Raw genomic sequence first — 2666 nt, forward strand, 5'->3', positions numbered from 1 at the left:
TCGGAGGAAGTGTAGGATTAGGATCATCGTCACTGAATGCAGGAGTCAGTTTTTCGCAACATGGAAGCAGTAGCTTTAATATAGGCGGGACGTATGGCAATGTAAGCTATAACCCGACAAGCGGTTTTAGCGGTAGTGTAAATCTAACACCTGGCCAGAATACCGGAGCGATGGTGAATCTAGGCCAGCATAGCGGACCTAGCTTAACAATCCAAGAATCGGATGGATCTAGCGGAGTAGGTGGTTCCGTAACGATAGATGGTAAGGGAAATACGACAGTAGCCGCCACGTATAGAAACGCTACCGTAGTGTCAGCGACGGGGGAACGTGCACAATCCTAGTAGTTTCGGTAACCTGAGTGTGAACGATAACTTTAATAGTGATTCTGAACCAGAACCCTTGCGATGGGTAAGGCTGACGAGAATTTAACTGCCGGACGTGCAGAGTTAGAGGCCGGTAGAAATGCCATAGCAGAAACGGGGAATGAACCCTCAGAAAGAGATCTTAAACAATGAGAATGCGAGTGTAGCAGATCAGCATGGAGTCTTGGCGACTCTTGCTAAAGCGGGAGAGTTTCTAACCGATCCTAGCTCTGCATCTACTTGGCTTGGAAGAACGACTCAGGATGTGGTGGGTAGCTTCCTTGGTAGCACGGGACTTGGCGCGAGTGATAGCAATGGGTTTATAGATAAGAACACCGGCAAGTATGTTCAAAGGACTTGTTTTACAGCAGGGACACTCATTCGGACGAAATCAGGCTTAAAGCCTATCGAGAAAATCGAGATTGGGGATTTAGTCTTATCGTTAGATCCTAAAACGGGAGAGTTATCGTATAAGAAGGTATTGCGACTCTTCTCGAATGAAACACCTATCGTTCATAGAATCACTTATACTAACGGAAACGTAATCAATACAACTTGGAATCACCCTTTCTTTATTCGAGGAAAAGGATTTACGGAAGTTCGAAACATTCAGCCGGAAGAAAGATCGGTCACGGTTGCGAGTATCCGAAATTCGTATAGGATAGAGAGAGGCTCAGGTATCCAGATCGGGGCTTCCCTTGCTTCATTAGGAAGCCGATCTACGAATTCTAACTCAGCAACTTGGAAAGACGAGATTCGTGGAACGGTTGGTATTGCTAAGATAGAAGAAGTTTATGAGAAGACGAAGGTATATAACTTTGAAGTAGAAGAGAATCACACGTATTTCGTAGGTAAAGACGGGGTACTGGTTCATAACGATGCAAGCTGCGGACCTGGATACGTAGCAGGCTTAAAAGAGGCGGTAGCTGCGAATGGAGGAGAGCTACTTGGTGGTAAGACCTTAGAAGAGAGAAAAGCAGAGACAGCATTATTAAGAGAACAAGCTCCGAACAAGAAAGAATTCGATGCGTTTTATGAGACAGGCAAGACTCACGTTGAAGTGGGTAAGGAAGCGGCACTCTGGTATAGCGGTGAGAGAGTTTTACAGTTAGGGGTAAAAGGTCTTATACGGGGAACAGAAATGTTCCTTGGCACTGAAGCCGGGATTAAGATCGCAAGCAAAGTCAAGGGTTGGTTTGGCGCGGGGGAGGAAGTTGCGTCAGTTGTCTCTAAAGAGTTTGCAACTAATGCAAATCAAGCTGTTTTTTGGTCTGGCGTTCGAAATGGACAAACAGCCGCCGGAGAATGGGCTGCGAAAAACGGTGGAATTACTCTTGAGCAAACTTTATCAAACCGAGGAATAAATTTACCAACTTGGGATGCAAATAATCCTGCGGCAATCGAAGCTTGGCGGCAGGCATCAAAGAAATTCGCTGAAGGCGCGAGTGGTAATGTGCGTGTTATTCAAGGTGACGCTGTTCGAACAAAATCTATTTGGACGGAAGTTGAATTTCCGGCACTCAAGACGAATCCCAAAGTGAATTCTATTATAGCTGTCCATCCCGATACAGGATTTGAAACTGTTCTATGGACAAGATGAAAAATTTTAATACAGCGGATTTGGAAACGGCGGTGATTTTATGGACGGGTTGGAAGAAAGAAAAGGTTCCGAAGCGAGACGAATCAGCTTTGATTAATCACTTTGGAGCATCGATTGCCGTAAAAATCTTATCTGAAATTAAATCCCTTGAAGATGATTTTTATTCTTCGGACGCAAGATTCATTGCGAAAGATCTGCTAGAAATGGAAAAACTTTCAATTGAACAGTTTACAAAAAAGCATCCAGGAATTTCAGAGGAAACTGCCAAAGCCTTTGCATGGTGCTATTCGTTTGATTACAAATAGGTAAATGAGATCTGGATCGGCTGAGGCTCGCAAAAACTAAAGTTGAAGTTGAGCCTCGCAAAAACTAAAGTAGCAGATGAAAATGTCAATATAGCGAACTTTGAAAAACTATGGCAAGGATATCTTAACGGGTAAAGAATGGTTTTAACTCCCCCGCGAGGGATGCGTAGGGCTTTGTCCAACACGGGATAAATAAATGAAAGGTAAGCTAACAAAAGAGAGCGTGTTGGATGAGGGCGACTGCCCGAACCCGAAGCAGCCCGGCCCAAAGGGCGCGGCCCTAACCCTCCTAATTATAACCGTATTCCAGCAATCGTTGATTGGAGCAGGTAACGTAGCGTTAGAGAGCCGGCTGAACGAACAAGCGATAACAACGAAACAAAATGCGGTAAACCAGAT

Annotated in this window: 1 protein-coding gene and 2 pseudogenes; all 3 read left to right on the forward strand. The window is 44.8% G+C overall.

Annotated elements, in window-relative coordinates; genetic code table 11:
- A pseudogene (locus LEP1GSC050_RS21345) lies at positions 1-1962 on the forward strand (TIGR04388 family protein); the annotation flags it as partial.
- A complete protein-coding gene (locus LEP1GSC050_RS20325) occupies positions 1950-2267 on the forward strand; it encodes a hypothetical protein (RefSeq protein ID WP_020987980.1) in 318 nt (105 codons plus the stop codon). The pseudogene LEP1GSC050_RS21345 and the gene LEP1GSC050_RS20325, both read left to right, overlap by 13 nt.
- A 196-nt stretch (positions 2268-2463) precedes the next feature.
- Positions 2464-2666: pseudogene (locus tag LEP1GSC050_RS20330) on the forward strand (hypothetical protein); the annotation flags it as partial.

Source organism: Leptospira broomii serovar Hurstbridge str. 5399, assembly GCF_000243715.2.
Classification (GTDB): domain Bacteria; phylum Spirochaetota; class Leptospiria; order Leptospirales; family Leptospiraceae; genus Leptospira_B; species Leptospira_B broomii.

Bases quoted from the DNA above. Each gene is read 5' to 3' on its own strand.
- LEP1GSC050_RS20325 (WP_020987980.1), top strand. From the start codon at position 1,950: ATGGACAAGATGAAAAATTTTAATACAGCGGATTTGGAAACGGCGGTG.